Below are 19,820 nucleotides of genomic sequence, written 5' to 3'. Positions count from 1 at the left end.
CTGACGAACCCAGGCAGCAACTGCCCCGATGTGGGGCATCCAATGTCTCACCTATGCAATGGACGCTCGACACGAACCTCATCGACGGGACCCGCCGCGTCGTCCCGACCGGTGAGCTCGATCTCGTCACCGCGCCGCTCCTCGCCCGTGCGCTCGTCGAGGCCGAGCGTGCGGGCGACGGCGACTCCCCGATCGTCCTCGATCTCACCGGCGTCACGTTCATGGACTCCTCGGGCCTCGCCGCGGTCCTCGAGGCGGTGCAGCGCGGCGAGGAGCACGGAGGTCCCGGACGCCTCGGGATCGTGCCCGGCGAGGGGGTGGTCGTGCGCGTGCTCCAGCTGGCTGACCTCATGGACTCGCTCCCGCTCGTCGCCCCATGACCCCGAGCGACGCCCTGATCGCCGACGGCGAGACCGAGCGGGCCGAGGCGGTCCGCGCCGAGCTCGCCCGCCACGGCCACTCCGTGCGCGTCGTCGCCGACCGCGAGACGCTGCTGGACCACGTCGCCGACGACGGGATCCGGCTCATCGTCCTCGCTCCGACCTTCGGCACCGAGCCGGTCGCCACGATCCTCGAGGCGCTGCGGACCCTCCCGCGGTCGAGCCCGGCGGTCGTCGTCGTCGCCGGCACCCGCGAGGAGCTCGACGAGCAGCTCGTCCGTGAGGTCGTCGAGCTCGGCGTCGCCGATGTGTGGGAGCTCCCCGACGGGGTCACCGCGACCGACGTGCGCCTGCGGCTCGTCCTCGCCGAGTTCTACGCGCGGCTGCAGGCCGAGCACGTCCGCGTGGGCGGCGAGTTCACGATCCTCCGCCGGGCGCTCGACCTCACCGGCACCGGCTTCGTGCTCACCGACCCGGCGCTCGAGGACAACCCGATCGTCTACGTCAACGAGTCGTTCTGCCGCATGACCGGGTACTCGCCCGACGAGATCCTCGGCCGCAACTGCCGCTTCCTCCAGCGTGACGTCACCGACCCCGAGTCGATCGCCATCATGCGCGACGCGATCCGTGAGCACCGGCCGGTCGCCGTGACGCTGAGCAACGTCCGGCGGGACGGCACCGTCTTCCAGAACGAGGTGCACATCGCGCCCGTCCGCGACGGTCACGGGCGCGTCGTCCGCTTCGTCGGCGTGCAGGTCGACGTGACCCAGCACCGCGACGGCCGCGGCGACCGGCTCGCGATGGCCGAGGGGTCGCGGCGCCTCGCCGAGGCGGCGCTGCGGCGCACCCGCTTCCTCTCGGACGCCGGCCCGCGCCTGGACGCGACGCTCGACCGGCGGGCGGCCCTCGACGCGCTCGCGCTGCTCGCCGTCCCCGCGCTCGGGACCGCGTGCGTCGTGCTCTCCGTCGACGGGGACGTCGTGCGTCGCGACAGCGCGTCCGGCGCCGGCTCCGCGATCCAGGAGGCGCTCGACGCGCTGCCCGAGACGCGGCCCGCGACGCCCGGGGACCCGGTGCTCGTCGCGGCCACCGGCGGCGGCCCGCTCGAGCTCGACGGCACCCGGGCGCTGCAGGCGCTCGGCGCGACGAACGGCAACGGCTCCGCCACGCTCGAGGGGCTCCGCGGGTTCGCCATCCCGCTGCCCGCGCGCGGCCGGACGGTCGGCGTGCTCGTCATCCTCGGCCCGGCGCCGCTCGGCGGGGACGACGCCGCGCTCGCGCAGGACCTCGCCGCCCGCGCCGGGCTCGCCGTCGACAACGCGCGCCTGTACGAGGAGCAGCGTCAGGTCGCCGAGCAGCTGCAGCGCGAGACGCTTCCGGAGCGGCCGCTCCGTCTCCCGCGCGCGAGCGTCGCCACCCGGTACCGCGCCGGCGGGGCGGGCATGCGCGTCGGCGGGGACTTCTTCGACGCCTTCCCGATCGAGGACGGCGCGACGCTCGTCGTGATCGGCGACGTCACGGGCAAGGGCGCGCCCGCGGCCGCGCTCGCGACGATCGCCCGCTCGACGCTGCGGACGGCCGGGACCTACGAGGTCTCGCCCGCGGCGATCCTCCGGACGCTGAACCTCACCCTCCTGCGCCACCGCGCCGAGACCTCGCGCGGGCGCTTCGTCTCCGTCGCCGCCTGCCGGCTCGACGAGACGCCGACGGGGCTGCGGGCGACGCTCTGCCTCGCCGGCCACCCGGCGCCCGTCCTGCAGCGCGCGGACGGCACGGTGGAGGTCGTCGGGCGGGGCGGCACGCTGCTCGGCTTCGCGCCGTCGCCGCGGCTGTGGGAGGTCGCCGTCGACCTCGGCCCGAAGGACCGGCTCATCCTCTTCACCGACGGGCTGTCGGAGGCCATCGAGGGCGACGAGGAGGACCGGCCGGTGACCGTCGCCGACCTCGTCGAGGACACGCGCGACACGTCGCTCGACGACCTGGCCGACCGGCTACTCGAGGCGTCGGCCGCCGGCCGGCGCGCCGACGACGTCGCCATCTGCGTCCTCGAGGTGACGCCGAACCGCGATCGGGCCCTGCGCAGTGTGTGACCCCGCACCGAACCGGTGCTTGACAGCTCCCGTTCTGGGGCATGTCGGATGACGTAGCGATGCTGTGGCTCTCCGACATCCGCCTTCCCGCCTCGCCCGTGCACGTGCGGCGCGCGCGCGACGTGGTCGACGTCCTCGCGCCGTCCGTCGGCGGCGAGCTCCGCGACGACCTGCGGCTGCTCATCTCGGAGCTCGCGACGAACGCGATCCGCCACGGCCGCGACGAGAGCAGCCCGGTGCCCGATCCGGACATCCGCATCCGGCTCGGCGTCGAGGCCGACATCGTCCGCGTCGAGGTCCACGATCGCGGCCCCGGCTTCGAGCACGTGCCGCGCGGGCCGCACGCGCAGCCCGGGTCCGGCTGGGGTGTCCACTTCGTCCACACGCTCGCCGAGCGCTGGGGCGCGGGCCACGACGAGTCCGGCACGTGGATCGTCTGGTTCGAGGTCCGGCTGCCCTCGCCGCACCGCTCGACGATGACCTACGGCCAGCGCGCCGTCGACGGCGACCCGCTCCCCGCCGGCGACCGCACCGGCGCCGGGCGTCCGTCCGCGGCGCACGGCGACCACCGCGACGAGTACGCCACCGCCGGCTGACGCGCCCGTGGCCGCGGCGTAGGCTGGGACGGCGATGCCCGAGCTGCCCGAGGTCGAGATCACCGCGCGCCGCCTGAGCGAGGCGCTCGCCGGGGTCACGATCGAGTCCGCGACGGCCCCCGGCATCAACGCGCTCAAGACCTTCGCGCCGCCGCTCGACGCGCTCGCCGGCCGCGAGATCGAGGGCGTCCGCCGGATCGGCAAGCACCTCGTCGTCGACGTCGCGGGGGACCTGCACGTCCTCCTGCACCTCATGTCGGCGGGGCGACTGCAGCTGTACGACAAGCGGGCGACCATGAAGGACCGCACCTCGCGGCTGCTGCTGCGGCTCGACGGCGGTGGCGAACTGCGCCTTCGGGAGTTCGGGACGCGCCAGGCGGCCTGGGTGAAGCTGCTGGACGGGCCGGGCCTCGCCGCCGACGAGGCGCTCGCGACGCTCGGGCCCGAGGCGTGGCCGGACCCGCCGGCCGACCTCGCGGCGCTCCTGAAGCCGCAGAAGGCGCGCCCGCTGCAGGCGGTCCTCCGGGACCAGCGCGTCATCGCGGGCATCGGCCGCTCGTGGGTCGACGAGATCCTCTGGGTCGCCCGGCTCTCCCCGTTCAAGCGCGCCGGCGAGCTCACCGGCGAGGAGGCCGCCGCGCTGCGTGCGGCGATGATCGACCGCCTCGGCGCCGCCCTCGCGCTCTACGAGGAGCGGGTCCACCTGCCGATCCCGGACAAGCTGCCGCTGCCCCTCCAGGTCCATCGCCACCACGGCGAGCCGTGCCCGCGCTGCGGCACCACCCTCGAGGCGATCCACTACGAGGATCAGGTCCTCGCCTACTGCCCCGAGGAGCAGACGGGCGGGCGCGTGCTGAAGGACCGGCGGCTGTCGCGGCTGCTGAAGTAGCGTGCCGGACACGTCCGCACGAGGGCCCCGCCCTAGACTGCGGCCCATGCTCGAGACCGGCGACCAGGCCCCCGCCTTCACCCTCCCGAACCAGGACGGGGAGGACGTCGGCCTGAGCGACTTCGCCGGGCAGACCGTCGTCGTCTACTTCTATCCCAAGGCCGACACGCCGGGCTGCACCACCCAGGCGTGCGGCATCCGCGACGCCTCGGCGGCGTACGCCGAGCGGGGCGTCACGGTCCTCGGCATCTCGCCGGACCCGGTCGCCAAGGTGAAGCGCTTCCACGACAAGCAGTCCCTGAACTTCACGCTCCTCGCCGACGAGGACCACGCGGTCTGCGAGCAGTTCGGCGTCTGGGTCGAGAAGTCGATGTACGGCAAGACGTACTGGGGCGCGCAGCGGGCGACGTTCATCGTCGACGCGGCCGGGACGATCGCGCACGTCATCCCGAAGGCATCCCCGAAGACGCACGACGCCGACGTGCTCGCGGCGCTCGACGCGCTGCCCGCCTGACCGGGTCCCGGGGCCCGGGGACGGCGACCCATGAAAAGCAGAAAAAGGGGTTGACGGGGGTGGCCGGCCGGTTCTAGCGTCTGCGAGCGGCGTGCGGGAAGCCGCCGCACCACCATCCACACACGGGCAGGGGGGAATGACATGTCTCGCAGGACCATGATGCTGGCGGCCACGCTGTGCGCGGCCGCCGCCCTCGAGCTGGGCGCCGGCGCGGCCTTCGCCGGCGAGATCACCGGGAACGGCAAGCCGACGGCCGGTCCGACCCACGCGAACTCGATCTGCGTCTTCTCGGGCCAGAACGACGATCCGGGCGCGCCGCTCGACGGCAGCGGGCCGAACGGGCCGGGGGGCACGTCGCAGTCGTTCGGGCAGGAGAACCGCCTCGGCCTCATCGACCCGCGTCAGTTCAACCCCGGCGACGCATGCGGGCCCGGGAGCAACCCCGACCGCCCGTAGGGCGCGGGGTTACGCCGTCGTCGCCCGGGCCGCGTACATCGCGCGGTCCGCGGCGGCGATGACGTCCGCGGGCGTGAGCGCGTCGTCGGGCCCGAACCAGCTCGTCCCGAGCGTCGCCCGCAGGCGCACCGTCGCGTCCCCCGCCGGAAGCGAGACCTCGTCGAGCACGGCCTGCAGGGTCGCCTGGAACGTCCGCGCCTGCGTCGGCGTCGCGATGGGGAGGAGGACGGCGAACTCGTCGCCGCCCATCCGCGCGACGGTGTCGGTCACCCGGCAGCGGGACCGCATCGCGAGCGCCGTCGCGCGGAGCAGCGCGTCCCCGGCGTCGTGCCCGTAGCGGTCGTTGATCGCCTTGAAGCCGTCGAGGTCGACGTAGACGAGCGCGCCGCCGTGGCCGTGCCGGACGGAGAGGTTGAGCGCCTCGCGCAGCGCGGCGTCGATCCGGCGGCGGTTGGCCAGGCCCGTCAGCGGGTCTTCCTCGGCGAGCCCGCGGAGCTGCGCCTCCAGCGCCTTGCGGCCCGTGATGTCCTGGAACTGGCCGAGCCACGCGAGCGGCCGCCGCTCCTCGTCCCGGAGGAAGGTCATGTTCGCGATCGCCCAGACGACCTCGCCGTCGGGCCGCACGAACCGCTTCTCGACGACCCACGTGTCGAGCTCCCCGCGGAGGATGCGCCACGCGGCGTCGATGTCGGCCTGGCGGTCGTCCTCGTGCGTGAGGTCCGAGTCGCGGAGGCCGAGGAGCTCGGGCACCGGCCGGCCGAGCAGCTCGCTCAGCGCGTGGTTCGCGCGGATGTAGCGGCCCTCGGTGTCGAAGAAGGCCATGCCGATCGGAGCGGTCTCGAAGGCCGCGTGGAGGTGGCGCTGGGACTCCTCGAGGACGAGCGCCTCGCCGACCGGGCGCAGGACGACGACGGCCGTGCCGTCCGCGCAGAGCCGTGCCGTGGCGTCGACGAGGAACGGGACGCCGTCGCGCGAGCGGGCCTCGGTGCGCCAGGCGGCGACGTCGCCGCCCTTGTGCGTGCGCAGGGCGACGTCGCTCAGCACCTCCCCGAGCGGCGTGCCCGTGACGTCGCGGCCGAACACCCCGGCGCAGGCCGGGTTCGCGACGACGACGGTCCCCGCCGCCGAGACGACGAGCGCGGCGACCGGCAGATCGGTGAGCGCGCAGACGTCGTGGGTCGGGGGTTCCGGCTCGGGCATGTGACAGCCGTGCATCGGCGTCGAAGCCCCGCAACTTTACGGTCCCCGCGCGATGTGACTCCGATTCCTGCGTCGTGCGGGACGCGCCTGCGCGGCGCGGGCCCGACAATGCCGGGGTGGCCCGTGCCCGGCTTCCCGTCCTCGTCGTCCTCCTCGGGGCCGCCTACGCGGTCCTCGGGCTCGCGCGTCACGCGACGTTCCGCTCGACCGGGTTCGACCTCGGCCTCTTCGACCAGGTCGTCTGGCACCTCGGGAACCTCGACACGCCGGCGAGCTCGGTCAAGGGCCTGGGCTCGATCTTCGGCGACCACTTCTCGCCCGTGCTCGTCCTGTGGGCTCCGCTGACCGCGGCGGGCCTCGGCCCCGGCGGGCTCGTCGCCGCGCAGGCCGCCCTCGTCGCGGCGTCGGTCTGGCCGGTCGTCCGGTACGCCGAGCGGCGCCTCGCGCCCGGGCCCGCGCTCGCGCTCGGCGCCGCCTACGGCCTCTTCGGCGGCGTGCAGTCCGCCGTGGAGTTCGACGTGCACGAGGTCGCGTTCGCGCCGCTGCTCATCGCGCTCGCGGTGCTGTGGGAGGACGAGGGCCGCCGGCGCCGCGCGGTCGCCGCGGTGCTCGCGCTGCTCCTCGTCAAGGAGGACCTGTCGTTCCTCGTGCTCGCCTTCGGCGTCTGGTTCGCGGTGCGCGGGGACCGCCGGACCGGCGCGGCGCTCGCCGCCGCGGGCCTCGCCTGGTACGCCCTCGCCTCGCGCGTGCTCATCCCGCACTTCTCGGGCGGGCACGCCTACGGCTACTGGTCCTACGGGCGGGTGAGCCACCGGCCGTGGACCGTCTTCCAGACCCTCGTCTCGCCCGTGGTGAAGGTGAAGACGACCGCCGTCCTGCTCGGGAGCTTCCTCGGCCTGTCGCTCCTCTCGCCGCTCTGCCTGCTCGCGGTGCCGCTGCTCGCCGAGCGGCTGCTCTCCGACCACCCGCAGTACTGGACGCTCCAGGCGCACTACTCGCTGACCGTCGCGCCGGTGCTCGCGCTGGCCGCCGCCGACGGGCTCGCGCGGATCGGCGCGGTGCGCCCGCGGTGGACGCGCCCGGCGGCGGGGGCGATGGCCGCGATCGGCGTCGCGGGGTGCGCGCACTTCGCGCTCGGGGACCTCGTGCGCCCGTCGACCTACCGGACGCCGGCGGCCGCCCGCGCGCTGCCCGCGGCGCTGGCGCTCGTGCCCGAGGACGCGTCGGTCGCGGCGACGAACCACGTCCTCCCGCACCTGAGCGAGCGCGACGACGTCGTCCTCCTGGAGGCGGGCGCGCCGCCGACGGACTACGTCGTCGCGCAGACGGGCGACCCGGCGCCGGCGGCGCTCTTCCCGAGCCCGGACCGCGCGGCCCTGCTCGCCGTCCTCGCGGCGCGCCGCCGCGCGGGGATGCGGCTGCTCTTCGACCGGGGCGGGGTCGTCGTCCTCGGTCCGCGCCGCCAGACGCCGCGGCGGTTACACGACCATGCCGTGGCGGACCGTGTTCTCCACGACGACGCGGCCCTCGACGAACGCGAGCAGGTAGTCGGGCCCGCCGGCCTTCGTCCCGCCGCCCGACAGCCGGTTGCCGCCGAACGGGTGGCGCCCGACGCGCGCGCCGGTGATCTCGCGGTTGACGTAGAGCGAGCCGACGGGCGTGCGGGCGGCGACGTGCGCGACGGTCGCCGGGCTGCGGCTGAAGAGGCCGCCCGTGAGCGCGAACGGCGAGGCGTCGACGATGTCGCAGGCGGCGTCGACGGAGGCGACGGGCTCGATCGTGAGCAGCGGGCCGAAGACCTCCTCGTGCAGTAGCGGGCAGTCGGCGGGAAGGCCCGCGACGAGCAGCGGCGCGACGTACGTGCCGCCGGCGGCGGACGCCGCGGCGGGGAGCGGGGCCTGCGCGAGCACGGTCCCGTCGGCGTGGGCCATCGCGGTGTAGCGGGCGATCCGCTCGACCGCCTCGGGATCGATGACCGCGGGGACGTCGACGCCGAAGACGGACGCCTCGCCCACCTCGAGCGTCGCGACCGCGCCGGCCAGACGCTCGGCGAGCGCATCGTACCGGTCGGCGTGCACGAGCACCCGCGCCGCAGCCGAGCACTTCTGCCCGGCGAACGCGAACGCGCTGTGCAGGAGCGCGGGGACGACCTCGTCGACGTCCGCGTCGGCGTCGACGATGACGACGTTCTTGCCGCCCATCTCGCAGACGACGCGCTTGAGGTGGTGCTGGCCGGGGACGACGTCGGCGGCCTTGCGGAGGATGTCGCGGCCGGCCGCGCTCGACCCGGTGAAGGCGATCGTGTGCACGTGGGGATGGACGACAAGGGCCCGCGCCGGCTCGTCCCCGCCGGGAAGGAGGTGGAGCGCGCCGGCCGGGAGCCCCGCGCCGCGGAGCGCGTCGTACAGCGCCGCGGCACACGCGGGCGCCTGCTCGGAGGGCTTCAGGACCACCGTGTTGCCGGTGACGAGCGCGGCGGCGACCATGCCCCCCGGGATCGCGAGCGGGAAGTTCCACGGGGCGATGACCGCGGCGACGCCGCGCGCCGCGTAGGTCATCGTGTTGCGCTCGCCGGTGACGTGGACGAGCTCGCGCGGCTCGGCCAGCGCGACCGCCTGGCGGGCGTAGTACTCGAGGAAGTCGATCGCCTCGGCGACGTCGGCGTCCGCCTCGGGCCACGGCTTCGCCGTCTCGCGCAGGATGAGGGCGGCGAGCTCGTACCGCCGGTCGCGCAGGCGGGCGGCGGCGCGGACGAGCACCGCGGCGCGCTCGGCGGCGGGTGTCGCCGACCACGCCGGGAAGGCGCGGCGCGCGGCGGCGACCGCGGCGGCGGCGTCCTCGGCGCTCGCGTCCCCCGCGCGGGCGAGCACCCGCTCCGGCCGGCCCGGGTCGACCGAGCGCCGCGGCAGCCCGCCACGCTCGGCCCCGTCCACGATGACCGGCGCGCGGAGCGGCAGGTGCGCGTCGAGGTCGGCGAGCGCCTGCGTCAGCGCGGTGCGCTCGGCGCCGCGGCGCAGCTCGAGCAGCGGCTCGTTGGCGAAGGGGGCGAGCGGGGCGGCGGCGGTGAGGGTCACGGGGCTTCCAGGAGGCGGTCGAGGGCGGTCCCGGACGCGTGCGCGCGCAGGAAGGAGTCGTTGGCGGTGTTCTCGAGCAGGCGCCGGACGAGGTAGGCCATGCCGGCGACGAGGTCGCCGATCGGGCAGTACGTCCGCACGCGCAGGCCTTCGGCGGCGAGGGCGGCGGCCAGCGGGTCGCCGAGGCCGCGGAGCACCTGGTACTCGACCGCGTCGGGTTCGAGGCCACGGGCGCGCTGGGCGGCGATCGCGTGGGCGACCGAGCGCAGGTTGTGGCTTGCGATGAGCGGGCGGACGAGATCCGCGTGGTCGAGGAGCGTGTCGGTGAGCCGCTCGTACTCGCGGTCGCAGGCGCGGCGGTCGGTGAAGACCGGGACGGTCCAGCCCGCCTGCTGCGCCTCGACGACCTCGTGATCCCAGTAGGCGCCCTTGACGAGCCGGATCGAGAGCGGCTGCGCGCGGGGCGTGCGGCGGGCCCAGCCGAGGAGGACCTCGAGCTCGGCCGCGGCGTCCGTCAGGTAGGCCTGGTGGACGATGCCCGCCGACGGCCCGGCGGCGAACTCGGGCTCGGCGAGGAGGCTCAGGGTGAGGTCGCGGACGGCCTCGCGGTGGTCGAGCGACTCCATGTCGACGTGGACGTGGGCGTGCAGGTCGCGCGCGACGCGGAGGATCTCCCGCAGGCGCGGGGCGGCGGAGGCCGCGCCGCGCCCGGGGGCGCCGGCGCGCAGGTGCGGCGTGAGGGCGGAGACCTTGACGCTGAGGTTCACGCGCGGCAGCTCGCCGTGCTGGTCGTGCTCGAGCAGCGGGCGGGCGGGGAAGCGGGCGCTGCCGGCGCTCAGGGTCCGGAGGACCTCGATGCAGCGGTCCCGGTAGGCGTCGGCCTCCGCCTCGGAGACGGTCGCCTCGCCGAGCAGGTCGACGGAGGTCGCGATGCCGTCCTTCCACAGGCGGCGCACGGCGGGCAGGGCGTCGGCGGCGTCCTCCCCGGCGATGAAGCGCCCGGCCATCGCGCGGACCCCGGCGGCGCCGGCGACGCCGACGAGCGTGCGGGAGCCGTGGCGGCGGGCGAGGCTCCGGGCGAGGCCCAGCGGCACGGGGAGCTCGCCCCCTGGGAGGTCCCCCGACCGGACGGGCCCCTCCGGGGGCCGTCCGGCGACCTCGTCCAGCAGCGCTGCGAGGTGCTCGGCGATGTCGGGGTAGTCGCGGCAGGCCGGGCGGACGTCGACGAGGCGGAAGATCGCGGCGCGCAGGTCGGGCCGGTCGGCGATCCGGTCCATCATGCGCGCCTCGATCGCGGCGCGGGGATCGTGGTGGCGGCCCATCGCCTTTGCGAGGCGCGTGCCGATCGCCGGGATGGCGGCCTCGACCCCGGCGACGGCCGGGGGCGGCGGGGCCGGGTCGCCCTCCGCGGGGACGGGGCCGGCAGGGGCGGTCGGGGTCGCGACGGGAGGCACGCAGACGACGGTACGCCCGGCCCCGCGGCACGGGCCCGGACAGCTGTCGCACGCTCCTTGCGCGGGGTGAGACGATCGTCTCACCGTGTCCGACGCCGAGCATCTCCAGGAGCTGGTCGACGGGCTCGCCACGCGCATCGCGCGGCCCGTCCTGCTCGACGACCCGCGGCTGCGGCTCATCGCCTTCAGCGCGTTCACGGGCGCCGACGACGACGTGGATCCGGTGCGCCTGCGGTCGATCCTCCGGCGCGAGAGCCCGGAGGACGTGCGGACCTGGCTCTTCGACCACGGCCTGCACGAGCTGCGCGCGCCGGCGGTCCTGCCGCCGGTCGACGACCTCGGGATGCGCGAGCGCGTCTGCTGCCCCGTCCGCCACGAGGACGTCCTGCTCGGCTACCTGTGGGTGCTCGGGACGGGCGACGGCGTCGTCGCGGCGGCCGCGCCGGTGGCCGACGCGGCGGGCGTCGTCCTCTACCGGCGGCGGCTCGAGGACGCGGCGGCGCGGGCGGAGGAGGTCGCCGCGCTCGAGGCGCTCCTCTCCGGCGGCGCGGCGGCGGTCCCGGTCGTCGTGCTGCGGACGACCGGGTGCGACGAGACGGCGGTCGTCGACCGGCAGGCCGCGCTCGAGCACGCGCTGCGGCGGCGCACCGGGGGCGCGGGCGGCCGCTGCCTGCGCCGGGGGGACGAGCTCGTGCTCGCCGGCGCCCCGGCGGACGACCTGCGGGCGGCGGCGCTCGCCGGCGCGCACGGACTGGCCGCCGGGTCGGGCCCGACGCCGTCCGAGGCGCGGCGGGCCGCGCTCGTCGCCGCGCTCTGCGGGCGCGCCGGCGTCGTCGCGATCGCCGACGTCCCGCTGGAGGCGCAGGTCCTCGCGGCGGCCGGGGACGACCCGGCGCGCGTCGTCGTCCCCGCCGTCGCCGCGCGACTGCTCGCCGCGGACGCCGGGCTCGCCGCGACGGTCGAGGCCTACCTCGACCACGGCGGCGACATCGCGGCGAGCACCGCGGCGCTGAGCGTCAGCCGCGCCGGGCTCTACCGGCGGCTGCACCGCGCCGAGGTGGCGGCAGGGGCCGACCTGCGCGACGGCGCGCAGCGGACCCTGCTGCACCTCGGGCTGAAGGCGGCGCGCCTCAGGCCGTGTGGTCGAGGATGAGGTCGACGGTCCGGGCGGGCTGATCCCAGTGGGGGAAGTGCCCGCAGTGGTCGATGATCTCGACCTCGGCGTCGGGGAAGCGCTCCTGCGCGAGGCCGGCCTGCCCGGCGGGCGTGACGAAGTCGCGGCGGCCCCACACGAGGAGCATCGGCGCCGCGATCGCCCCGGCCGGGGCACCCTCCTGCTGCGGCCCCTTCGCGAGGAAGCGGAAGGCCGAGCGGGTCGACGGCGCCGTGAAGCCGCGCAGCTCCGGGAGGACGGTCTCGCGGCTCAGCGCCCACGGCCGCGCCGAGAACTGGGGGAGGAGCAGCGTGCGCGTGACGGGGTTGCCGGTGAGGAGCGGCAGCAGCGGGCGCAGGAGGTTCACGAGGCGGATCGAGAGGCCGACGGAGATCGAGAAGAAGCGCTGCGCGCCGCCGCCCCAGAAGCCACCGGGGTCGAGCGCGACGACCTTGCCGACGACGCCGCGGCGGGCGAGCTCGAGGGCGAGCCGGGCGCCGAGCGAGCTGCCGACGACGTCGACGCCGGTGAGCTCGTGCGCGGCGAGGAAGGACGTCACCGCGTCCGCGTAGGCGGGGATCGTCGCCTCGCCCGGGAGCGGCGGCGTCTCCCCGAAGCCCGGCAGGTCGATGGCGATGACCTCGCGGCGGGTCGCGAGCTCGTCGATGATCGTGTCGAACGAGTTGCGGCTCCCGGCGAGGCCGTGGATGAGCAGCAGCGGCTTCCCGCTCCCGACGCGCTTGTGGTTGAGGTCCATGCGGCGCAGGCTACTTGACAGGTTGTCAACGGTTGGCGGGGTTGGCGCGCGCCCGGGCTGCGATGTCTCCCGAGCACGCGCGGCCCTGACCGCGTCTCACGCGTCCTCGCCGGCGAGCCACCCGCGCCAGAAGGCCGGCAGGGCCGGGGCCTCGAGCAGGCGCGGGCGCAGCGCGGCGTCGTGGAGCAGCGCCTGGCTCATGAACGCCGTCGTGATGTCGTGGGCGGGGCGGAAGACGACCTCGATCGCGTCGCCCGCGCCGACGTCGCCCTCCTCGAGGATGCCGAGGTAGGCACCCGGCCGTCCCGCCTGCGCGAAGGCCTTCGGGAACTGCGGGTTGCCCATCCGCAGGCCGAGCTTGAAGCACGGGATGCGCGTCTGGCGGACCTCGAGGAGCGTCGTGCCGACCCGCCAGCGGTCACCGATGCGGGCGCTCGAGAGGTCGAGGCCGCGGGTCGTGAGGTTCTCCCCGAACGCGCCCGGGCCGAGGTCGGTCCCCACGAGCTCGTTCCACCACGCCGTGTCCTCGCTCGCGTACGCGTAGACCGCCTTGTCGGGCCCGCCGTGGACGGTGCGGTCGGCCTGGTCGTCCCCGGCGAGGTTCACGCCGCGCACGGCGACGCGGCCCTCGACGGGCGCCTTCCAGATGCCCGTCGCGATCGACCGGCGGCCGGTGCCGACCGTCCGCACCGCGCCGACGGAGACGGCGAGCAGCTCGCCGGTGAGCCCGGCCACCTCGGTCATCCCGCGTCGTCCCGGTCGTCGTCGAGCACCTGGATCCCGAGGGCGCCGGCGAAGGTCACCGCCGCCGCGAGGACGTCCTCGTAGGGCATCCGCACACCGCGGAGCGCCTCGACGCCGCGGGCGCCGTCGAGCGTGCAGCCGCGCAGCGCGCAGCCGGCTCCGAACCGCGCGCCGGTCAGGTCGGCGCCGGTGAGGTCGCAGCGCTCGAACGTCACCGCGGCGAGGCGCGCGTCCTGCACGTCGGCCTGCGTGAGGACGCAGTCCTCGAAGGCGACGCGCTCCAGCCGGGTGGAGGCGAACGACGCGAGGTCGACGCGGCAGCCGCGGAGGACGACGTCCCGCAGGACACCCTCGTGCCAGGTCAGGCCGGTCAGGCGGACGTGGTCGAACACCGTCCGCTCCGCCGACCCGCCGCGGACCGCGACGTTCGCGAGGTTGCCGCCGGCGACGAGGCAGTTGCGGAGGGCCAGCCGCGGCAGGCGCGCCCCGCCGAGGTCGACGTCGCGCAGCTCGGCCGCGGCGAGCTCGAGGCCGAGGACGGCCGCGTCGGGCGCCGCGCCGGTGAGCCGGACGGCGTCGAGCTCCATGTCGTCCTCGAACACCAGCGCCGCGAGGTCGAGCGCCTCGAGGTGCGCCGGGACCCGCGGAGGAGTGATCGTCGGCGCCACGATCCCCAGTAAAGCGCCCCGGCGGCGCGCGTGTGACGAGGCGCACGCCCCGTCGCGTTTACCCCTCCGCCTGGCGGGCAAAAGAAGAAGCAGTGGCCGGGTGTCCCCCGCCCCGCCGCCTCACTTCTCCCGAACCCGACCAAGGAGCACCGTATGTCCGGTACCGCCGACAACGTCAAGGGCAACATCAAGGAGACCGCCGGCGCCGTCACCGGCGACCGCGAGCTCGAGCAGGAGGGCAAGAACGACCAGCTCGCCGGCAAGCTCAAGGACGCCGTGAGCGACGTCAAGGATGTCGCCGAGGGCGCGATCGACAAGGTGCGCGGCAAGTAGCCACGCAGCACCCGCAGGATCCGACGCGAACGGGCGGCCCACGGGCCGCCCTTCGTCGTTCCGGGGCGATCCGCCATCATCGGGCGGGATGCCCCGACGCCTTCCGCCCGCCGCGCCCCGCGGCGTGGTCTTCGACAACGACGGCCTCCTGCTGGACACCGAGGAGGCGTGGACCCGGGCCGAGGACGTCCTCTGGGCCCGTCGCGGACTGACCTTCACGGTCGAGCAGAAGCTCCGCCTCATCGGCAGCTCGGGGACCGTCCTGCAGCGCAGCCTCGAGGTGCTCCTCGGCGAGCCGGAGGGCTCCGGGCCGGCGCTCGTCGACGAGCTCCACGAGCTCGTCATGGAGGAGGCGCTGAAGCCCATCAGCCCCCGGCCCGGCGCCCTCGCGCTCATCGCCGTGCTGCAGGAGGCCGGCCTGCCGATGGCCGTCGCGTCCAACTCGCCGCGCGTCTTCCTCGACCGCGTCCTCGGCGGTGCCGGCCTGAACGGCGCGTCCTCGCCGTTCGCCGCGACGGTCGCCGGCGACGAGGTCGCGAACTACAAGCCGGCGCCCGACATCTACCTCGAGGCGTGCGCGCGGCTCGGGATCGCGCCGGCCGACGCCGTGGCCTTCGAGGACTCGCCGCCCGGCGTGGCCGCCGCAGCCGCCGCCGGCATCCATGTCGTCGGCATCCCGTACATCGCCGACGGGGAGCTGCCCGGGGCGGACGCGGTCGCGACCGCGCTCGACGACCCGGCGGTCCTCGCGCTCTTCGGCGCGTAGGCGGGCGGGCGCGGGCCGCGGGCGCCGTACGGGCCGCACGGGCCGCGCTCTCGGGCCGCGCGAACCGCACGGGCTCGCGGGGGAAACGACGGAGGCGTATCTTCTCTGCGGTGAGCCGTCCCGGATCACGCCTGCGCCTCCTCGCGCTGCTCGGCCTCGCGGCCTGGTCGGTCCACGAGCTGCGCTATGCGCTCGCCTACGGCCACGACGCGAGCGGCGCGCTGCGCGGCTCCGGGCACGCGTACCTCGGCGTCGCCGGCCCGCTCGTCGGCCTGCTCGTCCTCGTCGCGGCCGGGCAGCTCGTGCACGCGCTCGCGCGGCGGGGTGGCGGGGGCCACACCGCCGGGCCGGGCGGCGCGCCCCCGATGTCCCTCACCCGGACGTGGGCGGTGCTCACCGGCGCGCTGCTCGCCGCCTACAGCGCCCAGGAGCTCCTCGAGGGCGCGCTTGCCGCGGGCCACGCGTCCGGCGCCGCCGCGCTCGTCGCCCACGGCGGCTGGCTCGCGGCGCCGCTCGCCGCCGCCGCGGCCCTCGCCGTCGCCCTCGTGCTCCGCGAGGCGGAGGAGGCGGTCGCCGCCGCGCCCGTCGCCGCGCCGGCCGCGGGCCTGCTCGTCGCCGCGGCGCCCCTCGTCCGCCTCCGGCCCGCCGCGGCGCGGGCCGCCCGCGCGCCACTCGCGCGTCACCTCGCCGGCCGCGGTCCGCCGGTCCCCGTCACCCCGTAGCGCCCCGTTCGCCCGCGCCGCCCTGTCCGTGCCCGCCACGACGCAGCGCGCCGCGCGCCCGTGACCCGCACGCGTGACCGAAAGGACCCCATGACCCGCAACCACCGCCGGGCGCTCGTCGCGCTCGCCGTCGCCGCCACCGCCCTGGTGGCCGCGACCCCCGCCGAGGCCCACGGCCTCGTCGGCAAGCAGGACCTCCCGATCCCCAAATGGCTCTTCGCCTGGGCGGCCTTCGTCGTCCTCGTCATCTCGTTCGTCGGCCTCGCGACCCTCTGGCAGACGGCGCGCTTCGGCGACGTCACCGAGCGCCGGCGCCTCGCGCTGCCGCGGGTCCTCGACCCCCTGTGCGGCGCGCTCGGCGTCCTCATGTTCGCCGGGCTCGTGTACGCGGGCTACGCGGGCACGCAGGAGTCCGCGGCGAACATCCTGCCGACCGTCGTCTACGTGACGTTCTGGGTCGGGATCCCGTTCGCGTCGCTCTTCCTCGGCGACGTCTTCCGCGCCTTCAACCCGTGGCGCGCGATCGGTCGCGCCGTCGGGACCGTCGTCGCGAAGGCGGGCGGCGGGGCCCAGCCCGAGCCGCTCGAGTACCCGGCGCGCCTCGGGCGCTGGCCGGCCGCCGCCGGCATCCTGCTCTTCGCCGCGCTCGAGCTGACCTACACGAACCGCGACGACCCGAGCACGCTCGCGACGCTCGCGCTCGCCTACGCCGCCGTGCAGCTCGTCGGCATGTCGCTCTTCGGGGTCCGAGCGTGGTCGGACCGGGGGGACGCGTTCAGCGTCTACTTCGGGCTCTTCGCGACGCTGTCGCCGCTGCGCTGGACCCGCGACGCGCTCCACACGCGACCCGTCCTCAGCGGCACGGCCCGGATCGAGCCGGGCGCTGGGCTCGTGCCGCTCGTCTGCGTGATGATCGGGTCGACGAGCTTCGACGGCTTCTCGGTGAGCTCGTTCTGGACGAGCATCGCCGGTGACCTGCAGCCGCGCGTCGTCGACGCCGGCTTCTCGATCGAGCATGCGACCGAGCTCGTCTTCGCCGGCGGGCTGCTCGTCATGATCGGCGTCGTCACGTCGCTCTACCTCCTCGGCTGCCGGGGCATGCACTCGGCGATCACCCGCAGCAGCGACGAGACGACGATGGGCCTCGCGCGCCGGTTCGCGCCGACGCTCGTCCCGATCGCGCTCGCGTACGTCGTCGCGCACTACTTCGGCCTCCTGTCCTACCAGGGGCAGGCGATGGCCTACCTGCTGTCCGATCCGCTCGGCAACGGGCACGACTACCTCGGAACGGCGGGCTCGACGATCGACTACACCTGGATCAGCGCGACGGGCATCTGGTACGTCCAGGTGGCGGCGCTCGTGCTCGGCCATGCGGTCGGCCTCGCGCTCGCGCACGACCGCGCGCTGCTGATGTTCTCCAGCGCGCGGGTCGCAGCCCGCTCGCAATACTGGATGCTGGCGGTGATGGTGACGTTCACCAGCCTGGCCCTCTGGCTCCTGTCCAACACGAACTGAGCACCATGCCCCTTCCTCCGCTCGCCCACGCCGGCCACTGGTTCGTCGGCCTCATCTACCTCGCCCCGGTGGCGATCCTCGTCGTGACGCTGCTCGTCATCGGGCGCCGCGACCGCCTCGCCGAGGCCGAGGAGCTCCGCCGGACCGCCGCCGACGAAGATCGAGAGACCGCCGAATGACGCTCCGAACGCCCCGCCGCCCGCTGCCCGCCGCCGCCGTCCTCGCCGCCGCCCTGCTCGCCGCCGGGTGCGGCAGCTCCGGCGGCAGCTCGAGCGGCTCGGCCCCGGCGCCGAAGGGCCCGTCGTCCGCGAAGCTCCGCGCCGAGCTCGACAAGGCGACCGCGGTCACCGCGGCGTCGTTCACCCCGGCGGGGGGCCGCTCGCTGCGGCAGGTCGCCGACGCGATCGACGGGACCGGCCCGCAGGTCGCGTTCGCCACCGCGACGATCGTGACGGGGCCGAAGCAGCGCCTCGCCTTCGGCGTCGTCGACCCGAAGACCGGGTTCGTCTACGCGCCGACCGCGCTCTACCTCGCGCGCTCCGAGCAGGCGAAGGCGATGGGGCCCTACCCGGCGCCCGCCGACCTGCTGCTCACCGACCCGCCGTTCCGCAGCCAGAACGCGGCGACCGAGAGCGACCCGTTCGCGGCGATCTACGAGACGACCGCGCCGCTGCCGAAGCCCGGCCGCTACTACGTCCTCGCCGTCAGCCTCCTGGGGGGGAAGAAGATCGGCGCCGCCGGGCAGATCACGGTGATCGCGCCGGGGAAGGACCGCATCCCGGAGGTCGGGCAGCAGGCCCCGCGCGTCGACACCGACACCGTCGCGGCGGCCGGCGGCGACATCAAGAAGATCGACACCCGCGTGCCGCCGGACGACATGCACTCGGTGAACCTCAAGGACGTCCTCGGCAAGAAGCCGGTCGCGCTGCTGTTCGCGACGCCTCAGCTCTGCCAGTCGCGTGTCTGCGGCCCCGTCGTCGACATCGCCGCGCAGCTCGAGAAGACGTACGGCTCGCGGATGACCTTCATCCACCAGGAGGTCTACAAGGACAACGAGATCGCGAAGGGCCTGCGCGCGCCGCTGCAGGCCTTCCACCTGCAGACCGAGCCGTGGCTCTTCGTCATGGACAGGACGGGGAAGATCACCGCCCGGCTGGAGGGCTCCTTCGGCTTCCGCGCCTTCGAGGCGGCGGTGAAGACCGGCCTGAGCTGACGCACGCGCGGTCAGGTGAATGAAGGTTCAGGGTGCTCTCAGCACCGTGAACCTTCATTCAGGTCCTGGGCGCGGGTCGGGCCCTCAGCTGACGGCGATGCGGGCCGCCGCGGCGGTCGCGAGCGCGCGGGCGGCGTCGACGTCGCCCGCCGTCGCCAGCGCGACCCCGAGGCGGCGGGGCTTCGGCGCCTCGGGCTTGCCGAACAGCCGCACGCTGACGGCGGGGTCGACCGCGAGCGCGTCGGCGAGCCCGTCGTAACGCGGCGCGCCGGCCGCGGCGCTGAGGATGACCGCGCTCGCGCCGGCGGGCGCGAGCAGCGGGATCTCGTCCGCCTGGACCGGCAGCCCGAGGATCGCGCGGGCGTGCAGCGCGAACTCGCTCAGCGTCTGCGTGGCCATCGTCACCATGCCGGTGTCGTGCGGGCGCGGGGAGACCTCGCTGAAGAGCACCTCGTCGCCGCGGACGAAGAGCTCGACGCCGAAGATGCCGTGGCCGCCGAGCGCATCGGTGACCTTCAGGGCGATGTCCCGGGCCCCCGCGAGCGCGGCCTCCGACATCGGCTGCGGCTGCCAGGACTCGCGGTAGTCGCCGTCGACCTGGACGTGCCCGATCGGGGCGCAGAACGACGTGCCGCCCGCGTGCCGGACGGTGAGCAGCGTGATCTCGTAGTCGAACTCGACGAAGCCCTCGACGATGACCGCGCCCGTGTCGGCCCGGGTCCCGGCCTGCGCGAAGTCCCACGCGGCCGGGCCGCCGTCGAGCGCGTGGACGACCGACTGCCCCTTGCCGGAGGAGGACATGACCGGCTTGACGACGCACGGCACGCCGACGGCGGCGACCGCGGCGGTGACCTCCTCGGCGGAGGTGCAGAAGCGGTAGGGCGACGTCGGCAGGCCGAGCTCCTCCGCGGCGAGCCGGCGGATGCCCTCGCGGTCCATGGTCAGGCGCGCCGCCCGGGCCGTCGGGATGACGTGCAGGCCCTCCGCCTCGAGCTCGACGAGGACGTCCGTCGCGATCGCCTCGATCTCCGGGACGACGAGCAGCCGTCCGTGCGCGCGCTCGCGCTCGGCGGTGAGCAGCGCCCGCAGCGCGTCGCCGTCGGTCATGTCGATCACCGCGCTGCGCTGGGCGACCTGCATCGCGGGGGCGCCGTCGTAGCGGTCGACGGCGAGGACCTCGCAGCCGAGGCGGATCGCCTCGAGGGCGACTTCCCGGCCGAGCTCGCCGCTGCCGAGGAGGATCAGGCGGACCGCCTCAGCGGTGCCCGGGGTGCCGATCGTGGTGCTCATCCGGCG

At 75.6% G+C, this 19,820-nt stretch carries 20 protein-coding genes and 1 pseudogene; 14 read left to right on the top strand and 7 right to left on the bottom strand.

What is annotated here, in order from left to right; translation table 11 throughout:
* Positions 1-53 precede the first annotated feature (53 nt).
* The 6 genes from NBH00_RS22855 to NBH00_RS22830 all read left to right on the top strand — a co-directional run bounded on the left by NBH00_RS22855 (position 54) and on the right by NBH00_RS22830 (position 4,925).
* Entirely contained in the window at positions 54-380 is a 327-nt protein-coding gene (locus NBH00_RS22855; RefSeq protein ID WP_254570878.1) for an STAS domain-containing protein, read from the top strand.
* Positions 377-2,470, top strand: coding sequence for a SpoIIE family protein phosphatase (locus NBH00_RS22850; RefSeq protein WP_254570877.1), 2,094 nt, complete (start codon positions 377-379; stop codon positions 2,468-2,470). Before NBH00_RS22855 ends, NBH00_RS22850 begins: the two co-directional genes overlap by 4 nt.
* 59 nt (positions 2,471-2,529) lie before the next feature.
* Positions 2,530-3,066 (top strand): ATP-binding protein, encoded by a 537-nt coding sequence (locus tag NBH00_RS22845; RefSeq protein ID WP_254570876.1) that lies wholly within the window; start codon positions 2,530-2,532, stop codon positions 3,064-3,066.
* Between the two features lie 34 nt (positions 3,067-3,100).
* Entirely contained in the window at positions 3,101-3,955 is an 855-nt protein-coding gene (locus tag NBH00_RS22840; RefSeq protein WP_254570875.1) for a DNA-formamidopyrimidine glycosylase family protein, read from the top strand.
* A 46-nt stretch (positions 3,956-4,001) separates the two neighbouring features.
* Positions 4,002-4,469, top strand: coding sequence for a thioredoxin-dependent thiol peroxidase (gene bcp / locus NBH00_RS22835; protein WP_254570874.1), 468 nt, complete (start codon positions 4,002-4,004; stop codon positions 4,467-4,469).
* A 141-nt stretch (positions 4,470-4,610) separates the two neighbouring features.
* Complete coding sequence (locus tag NBH00_RS22830) at positions 4,611-4,925, top strand: hypothetical protein (protein ID WP_254570873.1); 315 nt, start codon at positions 4,611-4,613, stop codon at positions 4,923-4,925.
* A gap of 9 nt (positions 4,926-4,934) precedes the next feature.
* On the opposite strand, the gene NBH00_RS22825 is transcribed toward NBH00_RS22830, so the two are convergent.
* On the bottom strand, positions 4,935-6,125 hold the full coding sequence (locus tag NBH00_RS22825) for a sensor domain-containing diguanylate cyclase (protein WP_254570872.1): 1,191 nt from the start codon (positions 6,123-6,125) through the stop codon (positions 4,935-4,937).
* Between the two features lie 74 nt (positions 6,126-6,199).
* Between NBH00_RS22825 and NBH00_RS22820 the strand changes: the two are divergent.
* A pseudogene (locus NBH00_RS22820) lies at positions 6,200-7,402 on the top strand (DUF2079 domain-containing protein); the annotation flags it as partial.
* Positions 7,403-7,603: 201 nt separating this feature from the next.
* Here NBH00_RS22820 and NBH00_RS22815 read toward each other — a convergent pair.
* Positions 7,604-9,199: an aldehyde dehydrogenase family protein gene (locus NBH00_RS22815; RefSeq protein ID WP_254570871.1), complete on the bottom strand. Its 1,596-nt coding sequence runs from the start codon at positions 9,197-9,199 to the stop codon at positions 7,604-7,606.
* Positions 9,196-10,653, bottom strand: coding sequence for a proline dehydrogenase family protein (locus NBH00_RS22810; protein WP_254570870.1), 1,458 nt, complete (start codon positions 10,651-10,653; stop codon positions 9,196-9,198). Before NBH00_RS22810 ends, NBH00_RS22815 begins: the two co-directional genes overlap by 4 nt.
* Before the next feature lie 85 nt (positions 10,654-10,738).
* Here NBH00_RS22810 and NBH00_RS22805 point away from each other — a divergent pair, with 85 nt between their 5' ends.
* Positions 10,739-11,806, top strand: coding sequence for a helix-turn-helix domain-containing protein (locus NBH00_RS22805; RefSeq protein WP_254570869.1), 1,068 nt, complete (start codon positions 10,739-10,741; stop codon positions 11,804-11,806).
* Here NBH00_RS22805 and NBH00_RS22800 read toward each other — a convergent pair.
* The 3 genes from NBH00_RS22800 to NBH00_RS22790 form a co-directional block, all read right to left on the bottom strand.
* Complete coding sequence (locus NBH00_RS22800) at positions 11,784-12,563, bottom strand: alpha/beta fold hydrolase (RefSeq protein WP_254570868.1); 780 nt, start codon at positions 12,561-12,563, stop codon at positions 11,784-11,786. The genes NBH00_RS22805 and NBH00_RS22800 overlap by 23 nt on opposite strands.
* 96 nt (positions 12,564-12,659) lie before the next feature.
* On the bottom strand, positions 12,660-13,307 hold the full coding sequence (locus NBH00_RS22795) for an MOSC domain-containing protein (protein WP_254570867.1): 648 nt from the start codon (positions 13,305-13,307) through the stop codon (positions 12,660-12,662).
* Positions 13,304-13,975: a pentapeptide repeat-containing protein gene (locus tag NBH00_RS22790; RefSeq protein WP_254570866.1), complete on the bottom strand. Its 672-nt coding sequence runs from the start codon at positions 13,973-13,975 to the stop codon at positions 13,304-13,306. Before NBH00_RS22790 ends, NBH00_RS22795 begins: the two co-directional genes overlap by 4 nt.
* A 153-nt stretch (positions 13,976-14,128) precedes the next feature.
* Here NBH00_RS22790 and NBH00_RS22785 point away from each other — a divergent pair, with 153 nt between their 5' ends.
* From NBH00_RS22785 to NBH00_RS22760, 6 genes are all read left to right on the top strand, one after another.
* Entirely contained in the window at positions 14,129-14,308 is a 180-nt protein-coding gene (locus tag NBH00_RS22785) for a CsbD family protein (RefSeq protein ID WP_254570865.1), read from the top strand.
* An 88-nt stretch (positions 14,309-14,396) separates the two neighbouring features.
* Entirely contained in the window at positions 14,397-15,074 is a 678-nt protein-coding gene (locus NBH00_RS22780; protein ID WP_254570864.1) for an HAD family hydrolase, read from the top strand.
* A gap of 110 nt (positions 15,075-15,184) precedes the next feature.
* The gene (locus NBH00_RS22775; protein WP_254570863.1) at positions 15,185-15,796 is read left to right on the top strand and encodes a hypothetical protein; all 612 of its coding nucleotides are present in this window, start codon (positions 15,185-15,187) and stop codon (positions 15,794-15,796) included.
* A 90-nt stretch (positions 15,797-15,886) separates the two neighbouring features.
* The gene (locus tag NBH00_RS22770) at positions 15,887-17,311 is read left to right on the top strand and encodes a fenitrothion hydrolase (protein WP_254570862.1); all 1,425 of its coding nucleotides are present in this window, start codon (positions 15,887-15,889) and stop codon (positions 17,309-17,311) included.
* Positions 17,312-17,316: 5 nt separating this feature from the next.
* The gene (locus NBH00_RS22765) at positions 17,317-17,490 is read left to right on the top strand and encodes a hypothetical protein (protein WP_254570861.1); all 174 of its coding nucleotides are present in this window, start codon (positions 17,317-17,319) and stop codon (positions 17,488-17,490) included.
* Positions 17,487-18,524 (top strand): hypothetical protein, encoded by a 1,038-nt coding sequence (locus NBH00_RS22760; RefSeq protein WP_254570860.1) that lies wholly within the window; start codon positions 17,487-17,489, stop codon positions 18,522-18,524. The genes NBH00_RS22765 and NBH00_RS22760 overlap by 4 nt, the downstream gene beginning before the upstream one ends.
* Positions 18,525-18,608: 84 nt before the next feature.
* Here NBH00_RS22760 and purT read toward each other — a convergent pair whose 3' ends face one another.
* Positions 18,609-19,814, bottom strand: a complete 1,206-nt coding sequence (gene purT / locus NBH00_RS22755; RefSeq protein WP_254570859.1) for a formate-dependent phosphoribosylglycinamide formyltransferase — start codon at positions 19,812-19,814, stop codon at positions 18,609-18,611.
* Positions 19,815-19,820: the final 6 nt, after the last annotated feature.

The organism is Paraconexibacter antarcticus (assembly GCF_024220175.1).
Classification (GTDB): Bacteria; Actinomycetota; Thermoleophilia; order Solirubrobacterales; family Solirubrobacteraceae; genus Paraconexibacter; species Paraconexibacter antarcticus.
The sequence above is the reverse complement of the archived record's forward strand: the minus strand, read 5'-3'. Positions and strand labels throughout refer to the sequence as shown.

Excerpts from the sequence above, each read along its gene's own strand:
- NBH00_RS22855 (WP_254570878.1), top strand. The coding sequence starts at position 54 with ATGCAATGGACGCTCGACACGAACCTCATCGACGGGACCCGCCGCGTC.
- NBH00_RS22850 (WP_254570877.1), top strand. The coding sequence starts at position 377 with ATGACCCCGAGCGACGCCCTGATCGCCGACGGCGAGACCGAGCGGGCC.
- bcp (WP_254570874.1), top strand. The coding sequence starts at position 4,002 with ATGCTCGAGACCGGCGACCAGGCCCCCGCCTTCACCCTCCCGAACCAG.
- NBH00_RS22780 (WP_254570864.1), top strand. The coding sequence starts at position 14,397 with ATGCCCCGACGCCTTCCGCCCGCCGCGCCCCGCGGCGTGGTCTTCGAC.
- NBH00_RS22840 (WP_254570875.1), top strand. The coding sequence starts at position 3,101 with ATGCCCGAGCTGCCCGAGGTCGAGATCACCGCGCGCCGCCTGAGCGAG.
- NBH00_RS22825 (WP_254570872.1), bottom strand. The coding sequence starts at position 6,125 with ATGCCCGAGCCGGAACCCCCGACCCACGACGTCTGCGCGCTCACCGAT.
- NBH00_RS22845 (WP_254570876.1), top strand. The coding sequence starts at position 2,530 with ATGCTGTGGCTCTCCGACATCCGCCTTCCCGCCTCGCCCGTGCACGTG.
- NBH00_RS22785 (WP_254570865.1), top strand. The coding sequence starts at position 14,129 with ATGTCCGGTACCGCCGACAACGTCAAGGGCAACATCAAGGAGACCGCC.
- purT (WP_254570859.1), bottom strand. The coding sequence starts at position 19,814 with ATGAGCACCACGATCGGCACCCCGGGCACCGCTGAGGCGGTCCGCCTG.
- NBH00_RS22800 (WP_254570868.1), bottom strand. The coding sequence starts at position 12,563 with ATGGACCTCAACCACAAGCGCGTCGGGAGCGGGAAGCCGCTGCTGCTC.
- NBH00_RS22765 (WP_254570861.1), top strand. The coding sequence starts at position 17,317 with ATGCCCCTTCCTCCGCTCGCCCACGCCGGCCACTGGTTCGTCGGCCTC.
- NBH00_RS22795 (WP_254570867.1), bottom strand. The coding sequence starts at position 13,307 with ATGACCGAGGTGGCCGGGCTCACCGGCGAGCTGCTCGCCGTCTCCGTC.
- NBH00_RS22770 (WP_254570862.1), top strand. The coding sequence starts at position 15,887 with ATGACCCGCAACCACCGCCGGGCGCTCGTCGCGCTCGCCGTCGCCGCC.
- NBH00_RS22830 (WP_254570873.1), top strand. The coding sequence starts at position 4,611 with ATGTCTCGCAGGACCATGATGCTGGCGGCCACGCTGTGCGCGGCCGCC.
- NBH00_RS22760 (WP_254570860.1), top strand. The coding sequence starts at position 17,487 with ATGACGCTCCGAACGCCCCGCCGCCCGCTGCCCGCCGCCGCCGTCCTC.